Annotated in this window: 24 protein-coding genes; 9 read left to right on the top strand and 15 right to left on the bottom strand. The window is 68.3% G+C overall.

Annotated features, from left to right (window positions below):
• Nucleotides 1-58 precede the first annotated feature (58 nt).
• The 6 genes from trpC to ACSR87_RS11610 all read left to right on the top strand — a co-directional run bounded on the left by trpC (nt 59) and on the right by ACSR87_RS11610 (nt 6,154).
• Nucleotides 59-814 (top strand): indole-3-glycerol phosphate synthase, encoded by a 756-nt coding sequence (gene trpC, locus ACSR87_RS11585; RefSeq protein ID WP_498530568.1) that lies wholly within the window; start codon nt 59-61, stop codon nt 812-814.
• Nucleotides 811-2,079, top strand: a complete 1,269-nt coding sequence (gene trpB / locus ACSR87_RS11590) for a tryptophan synthase subunit beta (protein WP_498530569.1) — start codon at nt 811-813, stop codon at nt 2,077-2,079. Before trpC ends, trpB begins: the two co-directional genes overlap by 4 nt.
• Nucleotides 2,079-2,912: a tryptophan synthase subunit alpha gene (gene trpA, locus ACSR87_RS11595; protein ID WP_498530570.1), complete on the top strand. Its 834-nt coding sequence runs from the start codon at nt 2,079-2,081 to the stop codon at nt 2,910-2,912. The genes trpB and trpA overlap by 1 nt, the downstream gene beginning before the upstream one ends.
• Nucleotides 2,913-2,936: 24 nt before the next feature.
• Complete coding sequence (locus ACSR87_RS11600) at nt 2,937-3,737, top strand: 2-amino-3,7-dideoxy-D-threo-hept-6-ulosonate synthase (protein ID WP_498530571.1); 801 nt, start codon at nt 2,937-2,939, stop codon at nt 3,735-3,737.
• Nucleotides 3,738-3,828: 91 nt separating this feature from the next.
• Nucleotides 3,829-4,242 carry a methylated-DNA--[protein]-cysteine S-methyltransferase gene (locus ACSR87_RS11605; RefSeq protein ID WP_498530572.1) on the top strand — a complete coding sequence of 138 codons (414 nt, stop codon included), beginning with the start codon at nt 3,829-3,831 and terminating at the stop codon, nt 4,240-4,242.
• A 733-nt stretch (nt 4,243-4,975) separates the two neighbouring features.
• Complete coding sequence (locus ACSR87_RS11610; protein ID WP_498530573.1) at nt 4,976-6,154, top strand: 3-dehydroquinate synthase II; 1,179 nt, start codon at nt 4,976-4,978, stop codon at nt 6,152-6,154.
• A gap of 57 nt (nt 6,155-6,211) precedes the next feature.
• On the opposite strand, the gene ACSR87_RS11615 is transcribed toward ACSR87_RS11610, so the two are convergent.
• From ACSR87_RS11615 to ACSR87_RS11625, 3 genes are all read right to left on the bottom strand, one after another.
• Complete coding sequence (locus ACSR87_RS11615) at nt 6,212-6,607, bottom strand: DUF7575 domain-containing protein (protein WP_004064351.1); 396 nt, start codon at nt 6,605-6,607, stop codon at nt 6,212-6,214.
• A gap of 115 nt (nt 6,608-6,722) precedes the next feature.
• Entirely contained in the window at nt 6,723-7,817 is a 1,095-nt protein-coding gene (locus ACSR87_RS11620; protein WP_498530574.1) for a DNA-methyltransferase, read from the bottom strand.
• Between the two features lie 193 nt (nt 7,818-8,010).
• Entirely contained in the window at nt 8,011-9,018 is a 1,008-nt protein-coding gene (locus ACSR87_RS11625; protein WP_004044141.1) for a transcription initiation factor IIB, read from the bottom strand.
• 276 nt (nt 9,019-9,294) lie between these two features.
• Between ACSR87_RS11625 and ACSR87_RS11630 the strand changes: the two genes are divergently transcribed.
• Together ACSR87_RS11630 and yjjX are read left to right on the top strand one after the other, a co-directional pair.
• Complete coding sequence (locus ACSR87_RS11630) at nt 9,295-10,107, top strand: helical backbone metal receptor (protein WP_498530575.1); 813 nt, start codon at nt 9,295-9,297, stop codon at nt 10,105-10,107.
• Between the two features lie 20 nt (nt 10,108-10,127).
• Complete coding sequence (gene yjjX, locus ACSR87_RS11635; RefSeq protein ID WP_498530576.1) at nt 10,128-10,649, top strand: inosine/xanthosine triphosphatase; 522 nt, start codon at nt 10,128-10,130, stop codon at nt 10,647-10,649.
• A 24-nt stretch (nt 10,650-10,673) separates the two neighbouring features.
• Here yjjX and aglD read toward each other — a convergent pair whose 3' ends face one another.
• On the bottom strand, nt 10,674-12,548 hold the full coding sequence (aglD, locus tag ACSR87_RS11640; protein ID WP_498530577.1) for a flippase domain-containing glycosyltransferase AglD: 1,875 nt from the start codon (nt 12,546-12,548) through the stop codon (nt 10,674-10,676).
• 281 nt (nt 12,549-12,829) lie between these two features.
• Here aglD and ACSR87_RS11645 point away from each other — a divergent pair, with 281 nt between their 5' ends.
• Nucleotides 12,830-13,099: a DUF7123 family protein gene (locus tag ACSR87_RS11645; RefSeq protein WP_004044137.1), complete on the top strand. Its 270-nt coding sequence runs from the start codon at nt 12,830-12,832 to the stop codon at nt 13,097-13,099.
• 215 nt (nt 13,100-13,314) lie between these two features.
• Here ACSR87_RS11645 and ACSR87_RS11650 read toward each other — a convergent pair whose 3' ends face one another.
• The 11 genes from ACSR87_RS11650 to mfnA form a co-directional block, all read right to left on the bottom strand.
• Nucleotides 13,315-13,938, bottom strand: a complete 624-nt coding sequence (locus ACSR87_RS11650; protein WP_498530578.1) for a winged helix-turn-helix transcriptional regulator — start codon at nt 13,936-13,938, stop codon at nt 13,315-13,317.
• An 82-nt stretch (nt 13,939-14,020) separates the two neighbouring features.
• Complete coding sequence (locus ACSR87_RS11655) at nt 14,021-15,304, bottom strand: SPFH domain-containing protein (protein ID WP_498530579.1); 1,284 nt, start codon at nt 15,302-15,304, stop codon at nt 14,021-14,023.
• Between the two features lie 139 nt (nt 15,305-15,443).
• On the bottom strand, nt 15,444-16,046 hold the full coding sequence (locus tag ACSR87_RS11660; RefSeq protein ID WP_498530580.1) for an NfeD family protein: 603 nt from the start codon (nt 16,044-16,046) through the stop codon (nt 15,444-15,446).
• A gap of 79 nt (nt 16,047-16,125) precedes the next feature.
• On the bottom strand, nt 16,126-17,340 hold the full coding sequence (locus ACSR87_RS11665) for a restriction endonuclease (RefSeq protein WP_498530581.1): 1,215 nt from the start codon (nt 17,338-17,340) through the stop codon (nt 16,126-16,128).
• Nucleotides 17,341-17,748: 408 nt separating this feature from the next.
• The gene (locus tag ACSR87_RS11670) at nt 17,749-17,991 is read right to left on the bottom strand and encodes a DUF7312 domain-containing protein (protein ID WP_405309641.1); all 243 of its coding nucleotides are present in this window, start codon (nt 17,989-17,991) and stop codon (nt 17,749-17,751) included.
• A 44-nt stretch (nt 17,992-18,035) separates the two neighbouring features.
• Nucleotides 18,036-19,793 (bottom strand): pyruvate kinase, encoded by a 1,758-nt coding sequence (gene pyk, locus ACSR87_RS11675; RefSeq protein ID WP_498530582.1) that lies wholly within the window; start codon nt 19,791-19,793, stop codon nt 18,036-18,038.
• Between the two features lie 114 nt (nt 19,794-19,907).
• Entirely contained in the window at nt 19,908-20,195 is a 288-nt protein-coding gene (locus tag ACSR87_RS11680) for a DUF7979 domain-containing protein (protein WP_498530583.1), read from the bottom strand.
• A gap of 71 nt (nt 20,196-20,266) precedes the next feature.
• Nucleotides 20,267-20,572 (bottom strand): DUF7979 domain-containing protein, encoded by a 306-nt coding sequence (locus ACSR87_RS11685; protein WP_405309644.1) that lies wholly within the window; start codon nt 20,570-20,572, stop codon nt 20,267-20,269.
• Nucleotides 20,573-20,701: 129 nt separating this feature from the next.
• Entirely contained in the window at nt 20,702-22,843 is a 2,142-nt protein-coding gene (gene metG, locus ACSR87_RS11690) for a methionine--tRNA ligase (RefSeq protein WP_498530584.1), read from the bottom strand.
• Nucleotides 22,844-23,133: 290 nt separating this feature from the next.
• Entirely contained in the window at nt 23,134-23,700 is a 567-nt protein-coding gene (locus ACSR87_RS11695; RefSeq protein ID WP_004044126.1) for a YqaA family protein, read from the bottom strand.
• Nucleotides 23,701-23,783: 83 nt separating this feature from the next.
• On the bottom strand, nt 23,784-24,857 hold the full coding sequence (gene mfnA / locus ACSR87_RS11700; protein WP_498530585.1) for a tyrosine decarboxylase MfnA: 1,074 nt from the start codon (nt 24,855-24,857) through the stop codon (nt 23,784-23,786).
• Nucleotides 24,858-24,861 lie beyond the last annotated feature (4 nt).

The following is a 24,861-nucleotide window of genomic DNA, read 5'->3' on the forward strand; positions in this document are numbered from 1 at the left end:
GGTGAGTGTCCCCGCCGACGCAAGTCTTATGTACAGATACGTGCGTTAGTGTACATCAATGAACGCTAGTGGAGACGAATTAGCTCCCGACGTGCGCGCCATCTTGGAGGCCGCGCGGGAGCGACCCGGCGGGGAGACGCGCGTGTCGGTCGACGCGCGGTCGTTCCCCGAGGCCGTGGCCGAGACGGAGGCCGCGGGTCGGGTCCCCGTCATCGCCGAGGTGAAGCCCACGAGTCCGACGACCGAGGGCGTCCGCGAGGACGACCCGGTCGAACTGGCCCGCGAGATGGTCGCCGGCGGCGCGACGGCGCTGTCGGTCCTCACCGAACCCGAGCACTTCGGCGGCTCGGCCGAGTCGCTGCGGCGCATCCGCGAGGCCGTCGACGTGCCCGTCCTCCGCAAGGACTTCGTCATGAACGAGGCCCAACTGGACGTCGTCGAGTCCGACCTCGTGCTCCTCATCGCGCGGTTCGTCGGTGACGACCTGCCGGACCTCGTCGAGGCGGCCCGCGACCGCGGCTTCCAGCCGCTCGTGGAGGTCCACACGCGCGAGGAGTTCACGGCGGCGCTCGCGGCCGGTGCCGACATCGTCGGTATCAACAACCGCGACCTCGGGAAACTGGAAGTCGACCTCGGTACGTTCGAGGAACTCGCGCCCGAAGCGCCCGAGGACGTGCTTCTCGTGGCTGAAAGCGGCGTGAAGACGGTCGACGACGCGCAGCGGATGCGCGAGGCCGGTGCCGACGCCCTCCTCGTCGGGACCGCCATCATGGACGGCGACGTGCGACAGAACACGGAGACACTCACACAATGAGCGCAGACGGCAAATTCGGCGACTACGGCGGACAGTACGTTCCCGAGGCACTCATGCCGGCCATCGAGGAACTGACCGACGCGTACGAGCGGTACGTCCTCGACAACGAAGACGGCTTCATGGACGACTTCCGCGCGCGACTGCGGGACTTCGGCGGGCGACCGACGCCCCTCCAGCGCGCGGACCGGCTCTCCGAGCGCTACGACCGCGAGGTCTACCTCAAGCGCGAGGACCTGCTGCACGGCGGCGCGCACAAGCTCAACAACGCGCTCGGGCAGGTCTTACTGGCGAAGTACATGGGCAAAGAGCGCATCATCGCCGAGACCGGCGCGGGCCAGCACGGCACCGCCACGGCGATGGCCTGCGCGCACCTCGATATGCCCTGCGAGATTTACATGGGCGAGCGCGACATCAACCGCCAGCGCCCCAACGTCTTCCGGATGAAGCTCAACGGCTCCGAGGTGAACCCCGTTACCGTCGGCCGCGGCACGCTCAAGGAGGCCATCTCCGAGACGATGCGCGACTGGGCGACCAACGTCGAGGACACCCACTACGTCATCGGCTCCGTCGTCGGCCCGCACCCGTTCCCGAGCATGGTTCGGGACTTCCAGTCGGTCATCTCCGAGGAGGCACGCACGCAGGCCAGAGAGAAACTCGGACGGCTCCCCGACGCCGTCGTCGCCTGCGCGGGCGGCGGCTCGAACACGATGGGTGCGTTCGCGGAGTTTGTGGACGACGAGGAGACCGCGCTCTACGCCGTCGAGGCCGGCGGCTCGACGCTCGAAGTGGACGAGGAAGCCGGCGTCGCGCCCAACTCGGCGTCGCTCACGACCGGGTCGGAGGGCATTCTCCACGGCGCGCGCACCCGGCTCTTACAGGACCGCGACGGCCAGATTATGGAGTCGCACTCGGTGTCGTCGGGCCTCGACTACGCCGGCGTCGGCCCCGAACTCGCGTACCTCGTCGACACCGGCCGCGTCACCGCCGTCAACGTCGACGACGACGAGGCGCTGACCGCGTTCCACCGGCTCTCGCAGATGGAGGGCATCATCCCCGCGCTGGAGTCGGCCCACGCGTTCGGCTACCTCGAATCGGTCGTCGGTCCCGACGCGCCCGACTCCGAGGCGGCCGACGACCTCGGCGAGTACGTCGTGGTCAACGTCTCCGGTCGCGGCGACAAAGACCTCGAATCGGCCATCGAGGAGACCTACGAGCGCGACATCGATATCGCGCCGAACATGGACGAGTTCACGGGGGGGCTGTGATGTCGCTCGAAGACGCCTTTTCCGACGGCCCGGCGTTCGTCCCCTACCTCGCCGCCGGCGACCCCGACTACGAGTCCTCGCTCGAATACGTCGAGGCGCTCGAACGCGGCGGCGCGGACGTCATCGAACTCGGGCTTCCGTTCTCGGAGCCCATCGCCGAGGGGCCGACCATCCAGAACGCGGTGGTTCGGTCGCTCGAAGGCGGCATGACGCCGACGCGCTTTTTCGAGTTCGTCGAGGACCTCGACGTGTCGGTGCCGCTGGTCTGCATGACCTACTACAACCTCATCTACCGCTACGGCGATGAACCCGGCCCGCGGCCGTTCGTCGAGAAGGCGGCCGAGGTCGGCATCGAGGGCTTCGTCGTGCCCGACCTGCCGGCCGAGGAGGCCGACCCGCTCCGCGAAGCCTGCGACGAGTTCGGCCTCGACCTCGTGTTTATCGTCGCGCCGACGACCCGCGGCGAGCGCCTCGACCGCATCATGGAACGGGTCTCGGGCTACGTCTACGTGCAGGCGCGCCTCGGCACGACGGGCGCGCAGTCGAGCGTCTCCGACCAGACCGGCTCGTCGCTCGAACGACTCACCGACTACGACGTGCCCAAGGCGGTCGGCTTCGGCATCAGCAGCGGCGACCACGCCGAGCGCATCGTCGCAAGCGGCGCGGACGGCATCATCGTCGGCAGCGCGCTTGTGGACATCGTGGCCGAGGGCCACGACAACGGCGACGACGCCGAAACGGTCGCTAATCGCCTCGAAACGCTCGCCCGAGAGCTGAAAGACGGCGCGGTGGCTGGCGCGTCGCAACGCCCACCGCATCCGGAACGCACATAACTGCTCTGCCACCCTTTCTCATACATGAACACAGATATCGGACTCTCCGCACGACTCGACCGCATCTCCACAGACGGGCGATACCTCATCGTCCCGATGGACCACGGCATCACGCTCGGCCCGGTCACGGGCCTCGTCGACATCGAATCCACCATCGACGGCATCACGCGCGGCGGCGCGGACGCCGTCCTCACGCACAAGGGCACCGCGCCGCGCGTCCACCCGAACAAAAACGGCAAAGGCTACATCGTCCACGTAAACGGCTCGACGGATATCGGCCCGGACGAAAACGACAAGCGACTCACCGGCACCGTCGAAGACGCGCTCCGCGTCGGTGCCGACGCCGTCTCCTTCCATATCAACGTCGGCTCGGACTACGAACCCGACCAGATGACGCAACTCGCTGACCTCTGTTCTCGCGCCGCCGACTTCGGCGTGCCCGTTCTCGCGATGTCCTACGCCCGCGGCCCCGGCATCGACGAACAGGACCCCGAGGCGCTCGCCCACGCCGTCCGCCTCGCCGAGGAGGTCGGTGCTGACGTGGTGAAGACGGCATACAGCGGCGACGCCGACTCCTTCGGTCGCGTCGTCGAGGCCACGCGCCTGCCGGTCGTCATCGCCGGCGGCAGTCGCGGCACCGACCGCGAGACGGTGGAGATGGTCCGCGGCACGATGGACGCCGGCGCGGCCGGCGTCTCCATGGGTCGCTCCATCTTCCAGCACGAGAACCCCGAGGCCATCACCCGCGCCGTCAGCGCCGTCATACACGACGACGCAGACGTGGACACCGCGCTCGAACGCGCCGGGCTCGGCATCGAGGCGTAACGCGGCTCGCGATTCCGGCGTTCCGACGGGGTTCTGTTTTCCCGACATCGCTGGCCTACAACTAGATACCCGCCGAGCGCGAACGCTACCCATGCGCGTCACCATGTGGGGGTTCGCGGTCGAGGTAGACGACCGACGTATCGACTGTGCTGCCGACTCGCTCCGAAACCAACTCGTCGAGTACGAACGCGGGGAGCGCCGCGAGTTCGACGTGGACGTGCGATTTCCCGACTCTTTTACCGGCGACGTGATGCGCGTTATGGCGTCGATTCCGTACGGCGAGACCCGAACGTACGGCGAGGTTGCGGCCGAACTCGACAGCCACGCGGTCGCCGTCGGACAGGCCTGCGGACGGAATCCGGTCCCGCTCGTCGTCCCGTGCCACCGCGTCGTCGGCGCGGACTCCCTCGGCGGCTTCTCCGCGGCCGGCGGCGTCGACCTGAAGCGCGCGCTTCTCGACCGCGAGCGCGGCGCGGTCCAGACGGGACTGGGCCGATTTGACTGATTTCATATCGCCGTAATCGGTTTATCGACTGTCGAACCGGCCGGGCGCTGTCGTGGTCGGTGGGGCGCGAGCGCCGGCGCGCACCCAAGAATCAGTTTCTCCAGGTTCTGACGCGCCGTTCGCGGAACCGCGTTCGTGACGCGGTTCAGTTGTCTGGCCGGTCGTTGTCGGATTCCGCGGTAGAGTGAGAGAACGACGTTCGACCGACCGCGACCCCCGTCTTCCAGCCTCGAACCCCGGAGTTCCACACCCGAGACGGAATTCCACGCGGTCGATTTCAGCGACCTCCTCGGTACGGGTGTGTCGGTGCTGACGAATCGCCTCCGTCGTCGCTCTCGTGTGTCGGCGGTTGATTCGGTGTGGCCGCTGTGTTCTATTTTCGTGGATTGACGAACTCGATGACAGAAACACCGATGACGACGCACTCACGGGTCACGTTCGAGACGACTACCCCGTCGGTCGCAGGCGCACCACTCCGAGTCACGGCCCAACCGACGGCGACTCGATGAGAGTTTTGGGTGACTGAGCGAGGTGAGTCTCTCGTTCGACTCGCGTCGGTGGTTGGAAGCGTCGTCCAACCGCCCATGCTCTCCCGAACCCCCAATAAATCGTATCGTGCGATATGGAATTTGGGCGGGGCGCTCAAGCGTTCCGTCGTCGTCCGTTCGCTATCCGCTCGCCGTCCGTTGGTTCATTCGCCACGTTCAAGCCCGCCCACCGAGTGAAGTCGATAATGACACGAAGCGTCTGGCTCAAAGCCGACGACGCGGTCGGCGACTGGGAGACGCGGAAGCGACGCATCACGGCCGGACTGGAAGCCGGCGTCGACTGGGTCCTCGTCGACGAGGCCGATGTCGAGCGGGTGCGCGAACTCGGCGACGTCAACGTCGCCGCGTTCCGGACCGACGCGGACGTCCACGTGATGGAAGCAGAGGAAGACGACGCCGAGCCCTCGGCGCTCGCCGACGCCTACATCGTCGGCAAGGACGGCGAGGGCGACGCGACCGTCGAACTCCCCTCGGACTTCTCCGGGTCTGCCGACCTGACGACGCTCCGCCGCGGCGACGACCTCGCAAACGGCTCGTACGTCCGCATCCTGAGCAAGGACTACGAGGCGTTCGCTGAGGAGGCCGCCCGCGACGGCGATTACACTATCGTCATCGGCGAGGACTGGACCATCATCCCGCTGGAGAACCTCATCGCCCGCATCGGCGAGGAGACCGACCTCATCGCGGGCGTCACGACCGCCGAGGAGGCCAAGACCGCCTTCGAGACGCTCGAACTCGGCTCCGACGGCGTCCTCCTCGACAGCGACGACCCCGACGAGATTCGAAAGACCGTCGAGGTCCGCGAGGAGGCCGAACGCGAGTCGCTCGACCTCGTCTGGGCCGAGGTCACGGAGGTCGAACGCACGGGCATGGCCGACCGCGTCTGCGTCGACACGGGCACGATTATGGACCACGACGAGGGGATGCTCGTCGGTTCGATGGCCCGCGGCCTGTTCTTCGTCCACGCCGAGACGGCGAAGTCCCCGTACGTCGCGTCTCGGCCGTTCAGAGTCAACGCGGGCGCGGTCCACGCCTACGCGCGGACTCCCGACGGCGGCACGGTCTACCTCTCCGAACTCGAAAGCGGCGACGAGGTACAGCTCATCGACACGAACGGCAACACCCGCGAGGCCATCGTCGGGCGCGTGAAAATCGAAAAGCGGCCGATGTTCCGCATCTCCGCGGACTACGAGGGCGACCGCGTCACGACGCTCCTCCAGAACGCCGAGACAATCAAGGTCCACACCCGCGAGGGCCGGACCGCGGTCACCGACCTCGAACCCGGCGACGAGATGCTCATCTACTACGAAGACACGGCGCGCCACTTCGGTGAGGCTGTCGAAGAGAGCATCATCGAGAAGTAACGGGCGGAAACCGTTTTTTCGAACTCGAACGCAGCGTCGGGCGTTCGTCGACGCTCTCTATCCTTCGACCGTGTACCATTCGAGTTCCGTCGCACACCACGGACAGAAGTCGAGGTTCCGGTCGAGTTCGCCGCCGCAGACCGGGCAGGTCGGCTCGCCGTTCGCGTTGCGGCCGCGCGGGCGGCTTCCGACGCGGTAGGCGTCGAGCGCGCTCAGAAACAGCAGTCCGAGGACGGGGAACAGCACCTCTCTGGGAAGCGAGTCCACCGTCACGGTCGCAGGGTCGGTGAACGTCGAGAGCAACACGAGTCCCGCGCCGACGACGAAGGTGAACCACGCGATTGCGCGTCGCCACTCGCGGAGGTAGACGTGGCCCGCCCCGGCGATTCCGAGCGAGGCACCAACCACGCCGACGAGGGCGGCGACGAACGCGCGACGACGAGCATCGGGCATCGTTCGTTGGCGTCGTCGTCCGCGCTCTTAAACGTCTGGATTGTCGGACAGTCAGCAACACACTACCGAATTCCCCCGGTGGCGTCTGAAACCCTCGAATTCGAGTTGTCTGACCTCAGTCGGTCGTCGTCGCGTCTTCCGAGAGTTCGGGGCGCTCCGACGCCGCGGCCGCCTCGGTCCCGTCGAACGGCTCGTGTTCGACGGCGAACTCGCGGTTCGCGCCGTCGGCCGACGCCTCGACCGACGACACTCGGTACAGACGGATGCGGCGCTCCTGTTTCGTCACGACCGGGAAGTCGTAGTGTTCGGCGTCGTGACCGGGGCGCTCGTCGCGGCCGGCGACGAACTCGCGGTGGGCGTCGAGTCGGCGTTCGACCTCCGCGCGCGAGCGCTCCGGGAGGTCGTCGAGTCGGCGTTCGAATCCCGAGACGAGGTCGGCGTCGAGGTCGTAGCCGACGGAGTCCCGGCCGGCGAGCATGGCCGCGAGCGTCGTGGTCCCGGTGCCGACGAAGGGGTCGAAGACGGTGTCGCCGTAGACCGAGTACATCCGAATCAGGCGCAGCGGCAGTTCGACGGGAAACGCCGCCGAGCGCTCTCTGTCCCCCGAATCGAGGCGCTGGTCGGTCCCGCCGAACTCCCAGAGGTCGGAGAACCAGCGGTTGCGCTCTTCCCAGAAGAAGGCGCTCTCGTAGCGTCGGTCGTCGCCCGGCGGGAACGACCGCGGGTCGCCCTTCCGAACCACCAGCACGTACTCGTGTTCGAGGGTGACGTAGGCGTTCGTCGGGAGCGTCCCCGACCCCATGAACTTCGTCAGGCGGTTCGTCGGCTTCCGCCAAACGGCGTCCGGAAGCGGCGTCAGTCCGCGCTCGCTGAGCGCCGTGAGCACGCGGGCGTGGTTGGGGTACTGGCGAAACGACCCGTCGAGGCTCCGGGTCGCGTCACCGACGTTCACGCAGGCGACCCCGCCGGGCGCGAGCACGCGGGCCACCTCGTCCCAGACGGCGTCGAGTTGCTCGTGCATCGCCTCGAAGGCGGCGTCGCCGTCGCCCGCGTCGAGCGCCGCGTCTACGGCGTCGTCGCGCGCCGAAAAGAGGTCGTCCCACATCTCTATCATGGGGTAGGGTGGCGACGTGACGACGAGGTTCACGCTCTCGTCGGCGAGTCCGGTGTCGGCGGCGTCGCCCACCGTGAGGGCGTGCGTCGTGCGCATCGTACGGACGTATTTCCCCCGAAACAAAACCCTTCGCCTCGGTGCGGGGGCGGTCGCCGCGGTGCCGTCGGCTCGTGCGGTTCGATTCTGCCGTGACCTGTCGCTCGAGCGCCGTCGCTGGCGGGCGAATAAGCGAAAATCGAGGCGTTTCGTCCGGGTCGAACCGCGGTTCGGCGCGGGACCGTCTCGGTCCTCAGACGAGGCCGAGGTTCTCCTCGGCTTCGAGGAGTTCGTGGTAGCGGTTGCGGATGGTGACCTCGGAGATGTCGGCCACGTCGCTGACGGCGGCCTGCGTCGTCTTCTCGTTGGTGAGGAGGGCGGCGGCGTAGACGGCGGCGGCGGCGAGGCCGACCGGCGACTTACCCGAGTGGACGCCCTTCTCCTTGGCGTTCTTCAAGAGTTGGCGCGCGCGCATCTTCGACTCGTCGGAGAGGCCGAGCTCGCTGGCGAACCGCGGGACGTACTGCTCGGGGTCGGCGGGCTTGACTTCGAGCGAGAGTTCGCGGGCGATGTAGCGGTAGGTGCGGGCGACCTCGCTCTTCTCGACGCGCGAGACCTCCGCGATTTCGTCGAGCGAGCGCGGGACGCCGGCCATGCGGGCGGCGGCGTAGGTACACGACGTGGCGACGCCCTCGATGGAACGACCCGGCAGGAGATCGTCGTCGAGCGCGCGGCGGTAGATGACCGAGGCGGTCTCGCGGACGTTCTCGGGGAGGCCGAGCGCCGAGGCCATGCGGTCGATTTCGCCGAGCGCCTGCTTGAGGTTGCGCTCCTTGGAGTCGCGGGTGCGGAACCGCTCGTTCCACTTGCGGAGCCGCTGCATCTTCTGGCGCTGGCGCGCGCCGAGGGAGTTGCCGTACGCGTCGCGGTCGCGCCAGTCGATGTTGGTCGAAAGCCCCTTGTCGTGCATCGTGTTGGTCGTCGGCGCACCGACGCGGGATTTCTCGTCTTTCTCGCGGGCGTCGAACGCGCGCCACTCGGGGCCGCGGTCGACGGAGTCCGCGGTCACGACGAGGCCGCAGTCGTTACAGACGGTCTCGCCGTGTTCGTCGTCGGTGACGACGTGACCGCCGCACTCGGGGCACTGAAGCGTGTCGCCCTTCGTCTCTTCCTGTTCGGTCTCGGCCTCCTGTCGGCCGTTCTGCGTGTTTCGTTCCTGCTCCTGTGCGCCGGGGTTTCGGGTCCAGATTCGTTCACTCATGGATACGACGGCGGGTGCTCCGGGAATGGGTGGTTAGAGGCGGCTAGAACCCGGATGCTGTCCGTAACACCAGCAACCGCAGACGACCGCATAAATGGTTTGGTATCGCTTTCGGCGAGCGGCGGCGTTCACCCGTGCGAGGCCATCACACGAGTGATTGAGGTTCGTGAGGGATTCGGGACCTCGCCGGCGACTCATCGGTGACGCCCCGCCGGCGTCCCGGCGGCCGACGACGCGACACATACTTTTCACGAAGGGGCGTTGCTACGACTACACATGGCTGCGACCCCCCGCGTCGTCTCGCTCGCGCCGAGCGCGACGGCCATCCTCACCGCCGCCGGTCTCGACGCCCACGTCGTCGGGGCGACCGTTCACTCGTCGACCGACAAGCCGGTCGTCGGCGGCTGGCTGAACCCCGATTTCGACCGGGTCGACGACCTCGACGCCGACGCCGTCTGCACCTGCGACGACCTCCAGTCGGACGTCGCGGCGGCCGCCCGCGAGCGCGGCTACGACGTGATTCACGTCGCGCCCGCGACGCTCGACGAGGTGCTGGACTCGTTTCCCGTCGTCTGCGACGCCGCGGGCGACGCCGGCGCGGGGGCGGCGCTCGCCGACGACTGCCGCGACCACCTCGCCCGCGTTGCCGACGCGGTCGCCGGCCGCGACCGCCCGACCGTCTACTGCGAGGAGTGGGCCGACCCGCCGATGGCCGCGGGCAACTGGGTTCCCGACCTCGTCCGCGTCGCCGGCGGTACCGCTCCGTTCGTCGCGCCCGGCGAGCGGTCCGCCGAAGTCGACCCCGAGACCGTCGCGACCGCAGACCCCGACCACGTGATTCTCCACCCCTGCGGGAAGGGTGAGCGCGGCGACCCCGAGGCGTTCGACGCTCGCGGGTGGAATCTCGACGCCGCGGTCCACGCCGTCGACGACGCGCTTCTCAATCAGCCGAGCCCCGCCGTCGTCTCGGGCGTCGACCGCCTCGCGCGGCTGTTGCATCCCGACGCCGACCTCCCCGAGCCGTGGGCGGCTGCGTCCGAGACTGCGACCACGACCGCGACCCCGACCGAATCCGACGAAGGGAAATAACCGGGCGACGCGCTTCCGACATGGACATCGCGGTCGGAAGCGGCAACCCGGTGAAGCGGCGCGCGGTCGAACGAACCTGCCCCGACGCCTCCGTGGCGGCGGTCGCCGTCGATTCGGGCGTCTCCGAACAGCCGACGGGCCACGACGAGACCATCGCGGGCGCGGTCACCCGCGCGGAACGAGCCCTCGACGCGGGCGACTACGACTTCGGCGTCGGCATCGAGGGCGGCGTGGCGGCCTTCTCGGCCGGCGACGGCACAGACGAGACCGACCTGTACCTCGTGATGTGGGCGGCCGTGACCGACGGCGAGCGCGTCGGTCGCGCGGCGGGGCCGAGCCTCGCGCTCCCCGCCAGCATCGCGGACCGCATCGACGCGGGCGAAGAACTCGGGCCGGTGATGGACGACGTGCTCGGCACCGACGATATCGCGAAAAACGAGGGCGCGGCGGGCGTGTTCACCGGCGGCCGCCTCACTCGCACCGACGCGCTCGAATCGGCCGTCACGGGCGCGTTCGCGCCGTTCCGGTGTGAACTGTACTGAGTCGGACTGAGCCGACTGCGCACGTCACTTCGAGTCGGCGAGTTCGTGTTCGCGGTCGCGCACCTCGGCGCTCTCTTCGACCGCGGTCGTCAGCGAGACGTTAAGCGACAGCATCGAGCCGACGCCGCCGACGATGGTGACGGCGTTTTTCACCGCGTGGTCGAGGACCGCGGCGGCGAGCGCGGCGGCGGGCGTGACCGGCGCGAGCGCGGCCATGAACACCGTGAAGGCGATTTCGTAGAGGCCGACGCCGCCGGGCGAGAGCGGAAGCACCTTCGCGAGGTTGCCGACGCTCACGGCGAAAAACGAGACGCCGACGAGCACGACGGGGTCGATGTCGACGCCGAGCGCGAGCAGGACGACGACGGCCGTCACCACGTCGATGGTCCAGATGGCGAGGCTCGTCAGGCCGACGCGGGTGAAGGCGGCGCGGTTGCCGGCGACCGCCTGCAAGTCGGAGACGAACTGCTCGATGACGCCCGCGACGAGTTCGACGTAGGAGTCAGACGAGAACCGGCCGACGAACGCCCGGACGACGTTCCGGTCCGCGCGGGCCGACAGCGCGATGCCGATGACGCCGAGGACGGCGACGACGCCGACGCCGGTGGCGACGTAGGCGACGGTGCGCACGTCGTCGGCCGACACGTCGACCGAGCCGCCGCTCACGCCGGTCGCGAGCACCGTGGCGATGTCGTCGAGGCCGCCGGTCGCCGCGAGGCCGACGAGGACGACGCCCGCGAGCCCCGCGATGGTGAGCAGGTCGAAGACGCGCTCGACCGCCAGCGACGCGAAGCCCGAGGGATACGGGATGTTCCGCCGCGCCTTCACGACGTAGGCGCGGACGGCGTCGCCAGCGCGGGCGGGGAACACGAGGTTCCCGGTCTGACTGATGAATATCGCCCCCGTGAGGAAGCCCGCCTTCTCGCGGTAGCCGAGTTCGCCGAGGATGTCGCGGTAGCGAATCCCCCGGAGCGGCCACGAGACGACGTAGATAATCGCGGCGGCCGCGACGAGCGCGGGGTCGGCGTCGCCGAGCACCGAGATGACCTCCGAGGGGTCGATGTAGAGCGTCATCAGCGCGAGCGCGAAGACGGTCAAAAGCAGGCCGGCGACGATGGTCACCCGGCGGGTGATGCGCGGCCGGACCGTGAGCTGCCACCACGTCCGGAGAATCTGGCTTCCCATCCCAAGGACGTCGCGGACGAGGTCGACTTTCGTGTCGCCTTTCGGCTCCCAATCGACGGGGAACTCAGCGACTCGGAAGCCCGCGAGCTGCGCGCGGACGAGCATCTCCGTGTCCCAAAACCAGTGGTCGTCTTCCACATCGTCGCGGAGCGCCTCGAACGTCTCGCGGCTGAAGGCCTTGAAGCCGCACTGGTGGTCCCGGAGGTCGGAGCGGAGGAACAGGCGGACGAGACCGTTGTAGACGCGGCTCGGCACGCCGCGTTTCGGCGGGCGGTCGGCGACGCGGTCGGGCATCCAGCGCGACCCGGTCGCGGCGTCGTACTCGCCGGAGCGGACGCGCTCGACCAGCTCTTCGAGGTGGCGCATGTCCGTAGCGAGGTCCGTGTCGAAGTAGACGAGCGTGCCGCCGTGGGCGGCCTCGAAGGCGCGTTCGAGCGCGCCGCCGCGGCCGAGCCGAGCGTCGCTGTGGTAGTGGCGAATCCGGTCGTCCTCGGCGGCCAGCCGGTCGGCTATCGCCGGCGTCTCGTCGTCGCAGCCGTCTTCGGCCACGATGACCTCGAAGGCGTCGGCGGGGAGGAACGATTCGAGCGTCTCGACGGTGACGCGGACTGTGTTCTCGATGGTCCGCGCCTCGTTGTAGGCGGGGAGGACAACGCTCACTTCGACGCCGGCCGCGGTTGCGGCGGCCGGGCGTCGTTCTGTCGGGCGACCCATTGTCGTCGTATGGCCGCTATCCGCGTATGAATTTTCTGTCTTGGAGTCGGTACGCTCCGCTTAGACGGATAGTTCGGAGCGCTCGGGCGTTCGACGGCGTGCCGGTCTCCCCGAATGTCTCCCCGTTGATGTGTCCGCGTCGCGTGGCTGTTAGGCGACTGTACCTGCGACGGCGCGGTGGGGCCTCCCCGAGGGCTCGTTTTTGTGGAAAATCGCAGGACGGCGACGTGTTAAGCTCCCGTACCAAACCCCTGATAGGCGTCTCGTCTCTCTGTGTAGGTATGAGCACGACCGCCTCCGCCGCCGCGGTCGAGGGCGAAGCCCCCGACACCAAACCCAGCCTCTCGGAGAAACAGCGCCGCATCCTCGACTACCTCCGCTCGAACGCCGGCGCGAAGACGTACTTCAAGTCCCGCCTCATCGCCGACGACCTCGACCTCTCCGCGAAGGAGGTCGGCGCGAACATGCGTCCCATCCTCGACGGCGACTTCGACGTGACCGTCGAGAAGTGGGGCTACTCCTCCGGCACGACATGGAAGGTGACCGTCTGAGCCCCCGCTGACGCTTCACTCTGACCCCGCCGCACGCCGTCTCCGGCGTGCACCCCGGCGCGACCTCTCTCGCGCCACCCCACCCGGAACGCCGTCGTCTCCCACCCCACGTCGTTCCATCCCCGCTTTTTCGGGTTTCCTCGCGTCCCAGCGCCGCCGCTGAATGTTCTGGTTCCGAATCGACGGAGCAGCGCCGGCACCGACTCCCGGCCCGGTCAGGGGTCGAAGCGGATGAGTTCGGCCGCGTCGTCAGCGAACGCCGCGGCGTCGGAGCCGAAGGAGTCGGCGTAGCGAATCAGCAGCGTGATAACCGTCTCAGGGTTGCGGACCGCGTAGCCGTCCTCCCGGGAGAGGAGGCCCACGGCGTCGAGTTCCTTCGCGTAGGTGCTCACCGTCGCCCGCGAGACGCCCAGTCGGGCGGCGAGTTCGCTCCCCGTCGCCGCGGGGTCGCGAAGCAGGTGGACGAGCATCCCGCGCGGCGTGTCGCGGCGCAGGTAGCCGAGGGCGACCTGCTCGAACTCCGAGAACCGGCCCGCGGGGAAAAACCGCTTGTAGTCGCCGTCGCGGCTGACTTCGAGGGTGTCGTCGTCGACGAGGTTCCGGAGGTGGTACTGCGTCTCACCGGTTCCTAACTGGAGGTCGTCGCGGACCTTCGAGAAGTGCGCGCCGGGCGTCGACGCGACGTAGCCGACGATGGCGTCCCGCGCGTCGCTCGACCCCGACGAGTCGTCGTCGCCGTCGTCGCCGCCCCCGAGGCCCACGAGCGGAGTGGCGGCCCCGAGCGCGGCGAATCGACGGAGGGTCGCGCGCTTGTCTTCGTCTACCCGGCGGTTCGACATCTACCACCACATACGAGACGGCGCGAAGAAAAGGGCTTCGGCGTTTACACCCGTCCGAATCCGGGACGGTCCGGCGACGCGACTATTCGAGGTCCTTCTCGAAGCTCATGTCGTTTTCGTCGTCGTCGCCCTCGTCGGCGGCGTCGGCGGCCGGTTGGCCGTTGCCCGCGGAGTTCGCGTCCGCCGAGCCGTCGGTCGCGGCCGCGTCCCCTGCGCCCTCGCTTTCCCCGACGACCTCGTCGGACGACTTGATTGGCTGTTCGTCCTCGTCGGCCTCGGCGATGACCTCGTCGGGCGACTTGATGTCGTTGACCTCCGCGCCGGCCTTGATTGCCTCGGCCTCCTGTTCGAGCTGTTCGACGTTCATCTCCGCGGCTTGGTCTATCTGGCCGAGAATCTCCTCGATGTCGTCGAGGCCGATGAGCTCGCGGGTCTCCTCGTCGAACTGCTTGCTGGAGAGGCCCTCCATGTCCTGTACGTCGGAGCCGGTGAGCTGTTTGCCGTAGCGGCCGACGAGCGAGGTGAGCTCCTGCGGGAGGACGAACGTCGTCGACTCGCCCTGTCCGATGCGTTCGAGCGTCTCCATGCCTTTGTCGATGATGGCACGCTCGCCCATCGACTCGGCGGACTTCGCGCGGAGCACCGTCGAGATGGCGTCACCCTGCGCTTCGAGAATCTGCGACTGCTTTTCACCCTGCGCGCGGATGATGTTCGACTGCTTTTCACCCTCGGCCTGCTCGACGGCGGAGCGACGCTCACCCTGCGCTTCGAGAATCATGGCACGGCGGCGGCGCTCGGCGGAGGTCTGTTGCTCCATCGCCTGCTGCACGTCGGCGCTGGGGTTGACCTCGCGGACCTCGACGGACTCCACGCGGACGCCCCACTCGTCGGTCGGCTCGTCGAGCTCCTTGCGGATGCGGGCGTTGATTTCCTGGCGCTTGTTGAGCGTGTCGTCGAGTTCCATGTCGCCGAGGACCGCCCGGAGCGTCGTCTGGGCGAGGTTGGAGACGGCGCGCTTGTAGTCGTCGACTTCGAGGAACGCCTTCTTCGCGTCCATCACCTTGATGTAGACGACCGCGTCGGCCGTGACCGGCGAGTTGTCGCGCGTGATGGCTTCCTGCCGGGGCACGTCGAGCGTCTGGGTCCGCATGTCGAACGCGTAGGTCCGAGAGACGAACGGCGGGATGAAGTTGATACCCGGTTCGAGGAGCCGTCGGAACTCCCCGAACACCGTGAGCGCCTTCTTCTCGTAGGCGTCCACGATTTCGACCATCTGGTACACCGTCACGATGGCGAGGACGAGCACGAGGAGGCCGACGACGACGCCTCCGATACCCAGCCCCGCTTGGAGGGCAAGTAGGTCCATACGCCCGCCTTGGGTTGGCAGAATGATAAGTATTCGTGTGATACGGGCGTCACGTCGGACGGTTTCGGGGATGACGGGGCGTCAGATGGCGGTTCGGGTCGGTGGCGGTTCGGGCCGTCCGCGGCGTCGTGGCCGGCGGTCAGACGCCTTCCGTGCCCTCGCGTTCGAGTTCTTCTTCGTCTCGCTCCGCGGACTCCTCGTGTCGCCGCGCCCGTTCGCGGGCGAGTTCGCGGTCGATTTCGTCCTCGCCGGGACCGACTCCCTCGACGGTCACGACGTTGCCGCCGCCGGGGTCGACGACGATGACTTCGGTTCCCTCCTCCAGTTCGCCGTGGACCGACCGGGCGGCGTAGTAGGGGTTGAAGCCGCCCTCGTCGAGTTTGACCTCGCCGCTGGTCGGCGTGACGCGCTCCGTGACGCGCCCCATCTTGCCCGTCAAGGCGTCCGAGTCGCTCGTCTTCCCTTCTCCCTTCCCGCCGTAGATATCGAGCTCTCGGTAGCCGTAGAGCGCGAGCGCGCCGAAGACGAAGACGAGCAGCCCGAGAATGAGCGGGCTCGCGAGCGGTGCGATGAGGAGACCGGCCAGCCCCGCCGCGAGGAGGGCCACGCCGAGGACGACGAAGTGCGCACCGGGGGCGATGGCCTCCGCGAGCGACAGGCCGAGCCCCGCGAGCACGAGCAACAGCGGGAGCGTCTCGGGACTGACGAGACCGGTCTGTAACGGGAGCGGCGGGTATGCCATACCGGGTCTAGGGCCGTCGCCCGATTAAGGATTGAGGGTCGAACGCGGCGCGCGTTCGACGCGCCGGATTCGGCCGCGCTCAGTCGTCGCGGTTCGGGTCGGTCGAGACGGCGTCGTCGTGGACGAACGCCACAGTGTCCTCGTTGGTCGGCTGGACGAGGACGGTCCCCGTGGTTGCGTTCGTCGGCACGGTGAAGACGGTCCAGACGTGCACGTCCTCGCCGGGGGCGAACAGCCCGCCGTTGTCGAAGCCGGTCGCGTTCGACAGCGGTTGGTGCCCGTATCTGACGCCGTCCGATTCGAACACGAGCGCCGACTGCGACAGGGTTCCGGGCGAGTCGCCGGTGGCCGTCGCGTTGAAGCCGACGACGACGAACCGCTCTCCCTCCGGCGGGGCGTACGTCTGATTGCCGACCTGAAGCGTGTCGGTCGTTCGGGCGTTCCACCGGGCGACCACGTCGGCCGAGTCGGCGCTCGCACTCGACAGGGCGGAGACGGAGACGCCGTGGTCGCCCCCGGAACCGCCGCCGCTCGACCCGCCGAGCCCGTCCAGCATCGGCCCGAGCACGGCGACGGAGCCGAGCGCGAGGACGAGCAAGAGGACCGCGACGACGACGACGCGAACGCTCGGCGGCGACCCGGATTTCAGGTCGTCGACCGACGACGGGAGCCTGTCGCGGAGCGAGCCCGCCGAGGAGTCGCCGTCACCGCTGTTGCCGTTGTTGCCGTTGTTGCCGCCGTTGCTACCGTTATCGCCGTCACCACCACCGGCGTCGCCACGGCCGTCGATGAGTCCGGCGAGTCGCTCGCGGACGGCGGCTATCGGGAGCGACGCTAACGCGTCTTCCACGGGTTCGGGCAGGTCGAACGGCAGGCCGAACTCGACCTCGGCGGTCTCGAACACGTCGCCGTCGGTGTACTGCTTGACGGTCTGTTCGAGGCCCTCGTCGGCGACGGTCTCGCCGAGTTCGTCGCGGTCGAACAGCGTCACGTCGTGGTTCGTGGCGAACCCGCGGACCGCGTCAGCGAACTCGCCTTGCGTGGCGACGACGACGGTGTCGACGCCGCGCTTTTTCGCGTGCGCGACGAAGCCCTTGATGTGCTCGGTTTCGACGGTCGTCTCGACGGTCGGGAGCACGAGCATGAGTCCTTTCGTGCCGTCGCCGCGCTGGCCCTGCACGAGGTATCTCCCCTCGCCGCGGGGCTGGGCGTTCGTCTGCCAGTTCCGCTGCGTCCAGAGGTCCGAGAGGAAGCGGACGAACTTCGTCGGTTCGAGTTCGACGAGTCTCGTCACTGTTCGCGTCCCTCCGGGCCGTCAGGGGCGGGTTGTCGGTCGTGTCCGCGTCGTCGGTCGTGTGTCATCTTGTCGTCTGGGTGTTCGTCGGCGTCGCAGCCGCCGTGCGGCCAGTTCGGTGCGGAGCACGCGACGGCCGGGAGGGATATCGTCGCCACCGCGGGTGATTCCGTCGCGGGTGCGGGCGGCGCGACCACCGGCGTCGGAACCCGGCGTGCCGCAGAGAGCACCGACGCGGCGACCAACACGGAGGTGTGCGGACTGCGCGACTCAACTCGGCTGGGCCGGGGAGTTGGAGGTGGTTCCCCTCGGGGTCACATAAATCAACAGTCCCGATTATCAAAACGGAAAGTCGGACGGTCGAAGCCGGCTCTCACAGTGGGTCGCGGTCGGCGTCCGGCGGGTCGCTCAGAACGCGCCCGGGAACGCGGTGACGACGATGAGTCCGACCGCGAGAAGGACGCCGAGCAGGACGAACACGATGTTCTCCGCCCGCGGCGACCCGGGTTCGATGGGGAGCTGTTCGAACTCGGGCTCGTCGTCGATGATGCCGTCGGGGCCGACGTCGTCGACGCCGAAGCGCCACTCGCCGTCGCCATCGCCGTCACCGTCGCGGTCGTCGTCGGCCTCGGGAGAGGGTGCGCGGGACATCGATTCGTGCGTAGGCGTCGCGGCGGGAAAGGGCTACCGCACTCCTACCGGCTGTCGCGGTCGTGGTTGATGACGTCGCCCTCGTAGACGATGCCGCGCTCGGCGTGGAGCGTGACGGTCGCGCCCTGCGCGATGGTCTTCGGGAGCGGCGCGCCCGAGACCATCGGGATGTCGAGTTCGCGCGCGACGAGCGCCGGGTAGCCGGTCATGCCCGCGCGGGCGTCGACGATGCCGGCGAGCTTGTCGGCGTCGCCGTCGAACTCGCCGTCGAACTCGGCCGACAGCGCGAGAATCGCGCCCTCGGGGACCTCGGTGAGGTCGCCGTCCTCGGTTCGGTAGAGCGGACCGGCGACGCGACCGCTGACGATTTTCCGGCCCGTGGCGACGGGCTCGGCGGCGACGTGGACCTTGAGCATGTTCGTCGTGTTCGTCCCTTCGAGCTCCGTCATCATGCCGGAGAGGACGACGATGGTGTCGCCGGACTCCGCGACGCCGGCGTCGAGCGCGGCGGTGACGGCGTCGTCCATGACGCCCTCGACGCTCGGGCTGTAATCGGCGTACTGCGCCGAGACGCCCCACGAGACGGCGAGTTGGCGGCGCGTCCGGTCGTTCGGCGTGACGGCGACGACGGGCACGCCGGGGCGGAACTTCGCGGTCTTCCGGGCGGTGTAGCCGGACTCGGAGACGGCGACGACGGCCGCGGCGTTCACGTCGCGGGCGAGATAGCGCGCCGAGCGGGCCAGCGCCTCCGTGCGGGAGCCCTCGTCGGCGGTCGGGACGCGCTGTTCTTGGCTCTCGTCGTACTCGGGGCTTTCCTCGACTTCCTCGACGATGCGGGACATCGTCTCGACGACGCGGACGGGGTGGTCACCGACTGCGGTCTCGCCGGAGAGCATCACGGCGTCGGTGCCGTCGAGGACGGCGTTGGCCACGTCGGACGCCTCCGCACGGGTCGGGCGTCGCGAGCGGACCATCGAGTCGAGCATCTCGGTCGCAGTGATGACCGGCACGCCCGCAGCCTGCGCTTTGCGGATGGTGCGCTTCTGGATGATGGGCACCTCTTCGAGCGGGCACTCGACGCCGAGGTCGCCGCGAGCGACCATCACGCCGTGGGCCGCCTGGATGATTTCGTCGAGGTTGTCGACCGCGCCGGCGCGCTCGATTTTGGCGATGATGGGAATCTCCGCGCCGAGGGTTTCGAGGGTGTCGCTGATGGTGTAGACGTCCTCCGCGTCGCGGATGAACGAGGCGGCGACGTAGTCGACTTCCTTCTCGGCGGCGAGCTTCAGGTTCTCGTAGTCGGAGTCGGTGATGAGGTCGATGTCGAGGTCGACGCCGGGGACGTTCACGCCCTTGCGCGAGCTGAGTTCCCCGCCGGAGACGATGGTCGCGTGGACCGCGTCGTCCTCGACGTACTCGACGGTGGCCTCGATGCGGCCGTCGTCGAGGAGGATGGTGTCGCCGGACTCAGCGGCGGTGATGGAGTACGACAGGCCGACGGCCTCGGGCGTGGCCTCGTCGCCCTCGTAGAAGCGGACCTCGCTTCCGGTTTCGAGGTAGATGTCCTCGTCGATGTCGGCGGTTCGGACTTCGGGGCCTTGCAGGTCGAGCATGGCCGCGAGCGGTTCGTCGGTCGCGTCGTCGACGGCGCGGATGCTGTCGATGACGTCGGACCGGTGTTCGACGTTGCCGTGGCTCGCGTTCATCCGGGCGACGCTCATGCCGGCGTCGGCGAGCCCGCGAATCGTCTCTCGGTCGAACGACGCGGGACCGAGGGTGCAGACGATTTTTGCGTTTCTCATGGCGTCGCCTACGAGTGACTGGTAAAAAAGCCCGATGATGAACTCGGTGCCGAGTAACGGGTTCGCATACGTACTCGCTATAGTTCGCCCGTCGAACTGACCGCTCGGGCGGCCTCACGGAACTATAATGGTCGTTTGATAAATTCCCCCGTCGTATCTGACGTATCCCGGGTCGCGGAACTCGTTTCTGTCCGTTCCTTTCCGGAGCGTCACGGACTCGCCCCCGAGCGCCTGTCGGAACGCAGACTGTTGGTCCGGGGCGAGGTTCTGGTACGAGACGGCCCCCTCGCCCTGTGGGAGGTCGTCGACTCGGGTGACGCTCAGCCTCGCCGTCCCGCTTCCGCCGCCGAGACAGCCCGTCGAGAGGACGAGCGCCACGGCGAGCAACACGCTGACTCGCATGGACGGCGCTCCAGCGTCGCCGCTCAAATCGGCTCCGGTCTCGGGGCGGGATTCGAGCGCCGAACGCCGGCTCAGTCGGAGACGGTCGTCCGGTAGATGTCGCCGTCGTACCGGACGTAGCCGGGCTCGACGAACTCGTTTCGCGCCGATTCGTTCGGTAGCGCCACCGGCTCGCCGGTCGAGACGGCCTCCGCGAACGTCTCGCGCTGGTCGGGGTCGAGGTTGCCGAAGGCGACCGCGCCCTGTCCCTGCGGGAGTTCGTCCACGCGCTCGACGGTCAGGGTGCCCGCGCCGCCGCCCGTGACCGCGGCGACGACGCCCGCGAACACCGCGAGCGCGACGACGATTCCGACCGCTTCCCGTCTTCCGATTCGCATGGCCGACGCTCGGGGGTCGGCGCAGTTAGGCGCTGTGGTCCGCGTCTGACACGAGGACGGTATCGGCAGCGACACGGTGCGTCGAAAAACCGGGTCGCGGTCGGTCGCGTATCGGAGCTGAGCGGCCGTCTACTGCACTTTCGTGCCGGGGACGGCGTCGCCGTGGGTCGTCAGGATGTCGGCCTCGTCGCCCGCGGCCAACAGCATCCCGTTGGACTCGACGCCGAACAGTTCGGCCTTTTCGAGGTTAGCGACGATGATGACTTTCGATCCGGAAAGCGAGTCGAGGTCGTGGAGCTGTTTGATGCCGGCGACGATTTGGCGCTCTTCGACGCCGATGTCGACGGTGAGCTTGGCGAGTTTGTCCGCGCCGTCGATGCCCTCGGCGGCGACGATTTCGCCCACGCGGATGTCGAGTTCTTGGAACTCCTCGAAGCTGATGCGGTCGTCCGCGATGGGTTCGAAGTCGATGTCGGCGTCGGCGTCGGTGTCTGCGTCCATACCCTCCTCGGCGTCCCCGTCGGACTCGTCGCTTTCGGATTCCGTCTCGGCCACGCGCGCGTCGAGCTTCTCGTTGAGCTCCTCGACGCGCTCGTCTTCGATTTTCTCGAACAGCGCCTCGGGCTCGCCGAAGGACGCCGGCGGGGCCTCGAAGGCGTCGTCGACGCCGGTGTCGGCCACGGAACCGTCCTCGCCGAGCTGCTCCCAGAGCGCCTGCATCTTGCCCGGCGCGACGGGGAAGAACAGCACGGCGATGGCCTTCGCTATTTGGACGCAGTCGCGGATGACCTGCGCCGCGGCCTCGGGGTCCTCGTCGGTGAGCTTCCACGGCTCGTTGCGCTGGATGTACTCGTTGCCGAACTGCGCGAGGCGGACGGCGGCGTTGCCGGACTTCCGGACCGAGTAGTCGTTGATGCCGGCTTCGAACTCCTCGATGGCCTCCTCGATTCGGCTCTCGACTTCTTCGGACACCGCCGCGTCCGGCGTCCCCTCGAAGTTGCGGTACGCGAACAGCATCGACCGGTAGAGGAAGTTGCCGACCGTGCCGACGAGTTCGCTGTTCACGCGGTCTTTGAACTTCGACCACGAGAAGTCCACGTCCTGCTGGAAGCCGCCGTTGGTGGCGAGGTAGTACCGCAGCAGGTCGGGGTGGAAGCCCTCGTCGAGGTACTCGTCGGCCCAGACGGCGCGGTTGCGCGAGGTGGAAAAGCCCTTGCCGTTGAGCGTGATGAAGCCGGAGGCCATGACCGCGCGCGGTTCGACGTAGCCCGCGCCGCGGAGCATCGCCGGCCAGAACACGGTGTGGTGCTGGATGATGTCGCGGCCGATGATGTGGACGATGTCTCCCGCGTCCTTCCACGCGGCCTCCCAGTCGAACGTGTCGGCACCGACGCGTTCGGTGTACTGCTTCGTCGAGGAGACGTACTCGACGGGGGCGTCGACCCAGACGTACAGCACGAGGTCGTCGCCCTCGTCACGCCCAGACTCAGTCTGGTCTGCCTCCGAATCCTCGGCGGATTCGGAGACACCGGGGTAGTCGATGCCCCAGTCCATGTCCCGGGTGATACACCAGTCCTGCAGTTCGCCCTCTATCCACTCGCGGGGCTGGTTCCGGGCGTTCGAGGTGCCTTCGAGGCGGTCGATGAACTCCTGAAGGTAGTCTTGGAGGTCGGAGACGGCGAAGAACTTGTGCTCGCGCTCGCGGTACTCCGCGGGGTTGCCGGTGAGCGTCGAGGTCGGGTCTTCGATTTCGCCGGGTTCGAGGTGGCGGCCGCAGCCCTCGTCGCACTCGTCGCCGCGGGCGTGCGCGCCGCAGTACGGGCACGCGCCCTCGACGAAGCGGTCGGGGAGCCACTGGTCCGCGTCGGGGTCGTAGGCGACCGGAATCTCCTTTTCGTAGACGTAGCCCTCGGCTTCGAGGGTGCGGACGATTTCCTGGGTCAGTTCGGTGTTCGTCTCGTCGTGGGTGTGGCCGTAGTTGTCGAACTCGATGTTGAAGCGGGGGAACGTCGCCTCGTACTTCTCGTGGTGGCGGAGCGCGAACTCCTCGGGCGTGACGCCCTCCTTCTCGGCGTTGACGGCGACGGGGGTGCCGTGCATGTCCGACCCGCTGACGAAGGCCGTCTGTTGGCCGAGTGTTCGCAGCGAGCGACTGTATATGTCGCCGCCGACGTACGTTCTGAGGTGGCCGATGTGGAGGTCGCCGTTCGCGTACGGCAGTCCACACGTCACCACCGCTGGGTTCTCCGTGGGGAAGTCCTCGTGACTCATATATCTCGTGTATCTCGGAAGCGGGCCTAAAGCCCGCCGCTTCGGATGCGTCCGTCTGGCGGTACGATTCTGCCCCGAGGTTCGCCGGGTCCGACCGTCGGCTCACGTTACCGAGGCGACGGCCGAAAGCGGGTCCACCCGCGGCTAAAAGGGAGCGCGCATACGCATGTTGTCGGGGAGACCCGTCGCGGTCACACCGGTACTGAAGCCGAGCGGGCGTATAAATTGTTGGGACGCTCCGGCAACGCTCGGTGTGCTCGGGACACTTGGGGGCTCGCCCCTCGCCCCAATCAGAGGAACGCCAGCGCGGCTTCGATGCCGATGACGGTCACGACGAGTCGGCCGCAGGAGCCGACGAACGTCGCGGCCGCGAACTTGAGGTAGTCGTCTTCGAGGACCGAAAACGCGTAAATCGAGAGCGTGTCGGGAAAGCCCGGCACGCAGAGCGCGGCCGCGAGCCCGGCGAAGCCCCAGTTCTGTGCGATTTGGACGGCCTTGCGCTCGGTCCAGCCCATCACGTCGACGGGCAACCGTTCGAGCGCCCGCTCGACGTAGCCCGACTCCTTCGTCTGGCGGCCGATGTGGAACGCGAAGACGCTCCCGGCGGCCTTGCCCGCGCCGCTGACGAGGATGATGACCGCCAGCTTCGCGCCGTGGGAGAGGCCGAGGTCGAGCGGCGCGGCGAGGACGATTTCGCTCACGCCCGGGAGGGCGAAGGCGATGAGAAACGAGTAGGCGAAGATGATGACTAGCCCGACCCAGCCGGTGGCCGTCTCGACGAGCGACGAGAGCCACGAGAAGTCGGGGTACAGACTGAGCGTCAGGTCTGCGAGCGATGCGAACGCGGTGAGGGACACACGAGAGGGTCGAAGCCAGTCGGTTGTAAGTTTTCAGGTTCGGACCGCGCTCCGTTCGCGAACCGGGTCGGCCGCCCGCCGAGTCAGTTACGCGCCCGTCCCGACCGGAGGTCGTCGAGGTCCGAGAGGAACGACCGGAGCGACTCGCGGGAGACGTGCGGCATACAGACGATGCGGAGTTCGCCGCTCGCGGTCCGCGAGATGCGCCAGCCGAGGTCGCGGAGCGACTCGAACCGCTCGTCGGGGACGCTCGCGGCGACCAGCGGGAGTTCGGGTTCGACGGCGTCGTAGCCGCGGGCGCGGAGTTCGTCGTAGAGCCAGTCGGCGTTCGCTTGCTGGCGCTCGTAAACGTCGCGGTAGCCGTCGGGCCAGAGTTCGCGCATCGCGGCGGCCGCGGAGGCGACGCCCGCGCCGCTTCGGGTCCCGGTGAGGCTCGCCTGCGACGCGGATTCGAGGTACGGCGTGTCGACCGCCAGCGAGTCCACGACCGACTTCTCGCGGAACAGGAGGCCGCCGGCGGGGACGACCGCCTGCCCGTACTTGTGGGGGTCGATGGTCATCGAGTCGACCGGCGCGTGGGCGAACGACCACTCGTGGTCGGTAAAGGGGAGGATGAAGCCGCCCCACGCGGCGTCGACGTGCATCAGCGCGCCGGCGTCGTGGGCGACGGCCGTCAACTCGGGAATCGGGTCGACGCGGCCGAACTCGGTCGTGCCTGCGACGCCGGCGACGAGGACGGTGTGGTCGTCGACGGCCTCGCGGACGGCCGCGACGTTCGCGCGGTAGTCGTCGTCCACGGGGACGATGCGGAGCTCCACGTCGAGCACGTCGGCGGCCTTCTGGAAGCTGAAGTGGATGCTCTCGGGGGCGACGACGTTCGGGTCGTCGTCGCGGGCGTGGTTTCGCGCGGCCCGGATGGCCTGGATGTTGGCCTCGGTCCCGCCGCTCGTCACGTAGCCGTGGGGGGCCGAGAGGCCGGTAATCTCGCCGAGGTACGAGAGTGCGTCTTCTTCGAGGGCGGCGACGGCCTGATAGGTCGCCGGGTCGCCGGGGTTGGTGGCAAAGAACCGCTCTGCGGCCTTCCGGGCGGCCGGGTGCGGTCGGGTGCACATCGAAGAGAGGACGCGGTCGAACTCCTGCGGTGCCGCGCGCTGCATGCAT

The organism is Haloferax sp. SDI50 (genome assembly GCF_059802635.1).

Coding starts and splice junctions, on each gene's coding strand:
- pyk (WP_498530582.1), bottom strand. CDS start 19,793: ATGAGAAACGCAAAAATCGTCTGCACCCTCGGTCCCGCGTCGTTCGAC.
- yjjX (WP_498530576.1), top strand. CDS start 10,128: ATGGACATCGCGGTCGGAAGCGGCAACCCGGTGAAGCGGCGCGCGGTC.
- trpC (WP_498530568.1), top strand. CDS start 59: ATGAACGCTAGTGGAGACGAATTAGCTCCCGACGTGCGCGCCATCTTG.
- ACSR87_RS11620 (WP_498530574.1), bottom strand. CDS start 7,817: ATGCGCACGACGCACGCCCTCACGGTGGGCGACGCCGCCGACACCGGA.
- mfnA (WP_498530585.1), bottom strand. CDS start 24,857: ATGCAGCGCGCGGCACCGCAGGAGTTCGACCGCGTCCTCTCTTCGATG.
- metG (WP_498530584.1), bottom strand. CDS start 22,843: ATGAGTCACGAGGACTTCCCCACGGAGAACCCAGCGGTGGTGACGTGT.
- trpB (WP_498530569.1), top strand. CDS start 811: ATGAGCGCAGACGGCAAATTCGGCGACTACGGCGGACAGTACGTTCCC.
- ACSR87_RS11625 (WP_004044141.1), bottom strand. CDS start 9,018: ATGAGTGAACGAATCTGGACCCGAAACCCCGGCGCACAGGAGCAGGAA.
- ACSR87_RS11615 (WP_004064351.1), bottom strand. CDS start 6,607: ATGCCCGATGCTCGTCGTCGCGCGTTCGTCGCCGCCCTCGTCGGCGTG.
- ACSR87_RS11645 (WP_004044137.1), top strand. CDS start 12,830: ATGAGCACGACCGCCTCCGCCGCCGCGGTCGAGGGCGAAGCCCCCGAC.
- ACSR87_RS11650 (WP_498530578.1), bottom strand. CDS start 13,938: ATGTCGAACCGCCGGGTAGACGAAGACAAGCGCGCGACCCTCCGTCGA.
- ACSR87_RS11680 (WP_498530583.1), bottom strand. CDS start 20,195: ATGCGAGTCAGCGTGTTGCTCGCCGTGGCGCTCGTCCTCTCGACGGGC.
- aglD (WP_498530577.1), bottom strand. CDS start 12,548: ATGGGTCGCCCGACAGAACGACGCCCGGCCGCCGCAACCGCGGCCGGC.
- ACSR87_RS11605 (WP_498530572.1), top strand. CDS start 3,829: ATGCGCGTCACCATGTGGGGGTTCGCGGTCGAGGTAGACGACCGACGT.
- trpA (WP_498530570.1), top strand. CDS start 2,079: ATGTCGCTCGAAGACGCCTTTTCCGACGGCCCGGCGTTCGTCCCCTAC.
- ACSR87_RS11610 (WP_498530573.1), top strand. CDS start 4,976: ATGACACGAAGCGTCTGGCTCAAAGCCGACGACGCGGTCGGCGACTGG.
- ACSR87_RS11670 (WP_405309641.1), bottom strand. CDS start 17,991: ATGTCCCGCGCACCCTCTCCCGAGGCCGACGACGACCGCGACGGTGAC.
- ACSR87_RS11660 (WP_498530580.1), bottom strand. CDS start 16,046: ATGGCATACCCGCCGCTCCCGTTACAGACCGGTCTCGTCAGTCCCGAG.
- ACSR87_RS11600 (WP_498530571.1), top strand. CDS start 2,937: ATGAACACAGATATCGGACTCTCCGCACGACTCGACCGCATCTCCACA.
- ACSR87_RS11685 (WP_405309644.1), bottom strand. CDS start 20,572: ATGCGAATCGGAAGACGGGAAGCGGTCGGAATCGTCGTCGCGCTCGCG.
- ACSR87_RS11630 (WP_498530575.1), top strand. CDS start 9,295: ATGGCTGCGACCCCCCGCGTCGTCTCGCTCGCGCCGAGCGCGACGGCC.
- ACSR87_RS11655 (WP_498530579.1), bottom strand. CDS start 15,304: ATGGACCTACTTGCCCTCCAAGCGGGGCTGGGTATCGGAGGCGTCGTC.